Annotated in this window: 1 pseudogene; it reads right to left on the reverse strand. The window is 50.6% G+C overall.

The features are described 5' to 3' along the window. A pseudogene (locus QVO97_RS07005) lies at nt 1-316 on the reverse strand (phosphate--AMP phosphotransferase); the annotation flags it as partial.

Here is a 316-nt window from a genome sequence, read left to right on the forward strand (position 1 = left end):
ACTTACGCAGCTTTTTTACCTCACGGATCTTCTCCTCCATCGCCTCCACAACCGTTTCCAGCACCTTGACGCGCGCGAAATATTTGGAATTTCCTTCTATGATCGTCCACGGGGCATAGGTAGTAGAGGTCCGCACCAGCATCTCATTGACTGCCTGCTCATATGCGTCCCATTTTTCACGGTTGCGCCAGTCTTCGTCCGTGATTTTCCACTGTTTTGCCGGAGCCTCCATGCGCTCCTTAAAGCGGCGTTCCTGCTCATCTTTATCAATATGAATCCAGAATTTCACGATCACCGCGCCAAAATTCGCCATGTG

Source organism: Clostridium sp. CAG:43 (genome assembly GCF_000434655.1).
Taxonomy (GTDB): domain Bacteria; phylum Bacillota; class Clostridia; order Lachnospirales; family Lachnospiraceae; genus Otoolea; species Otoolea fessa.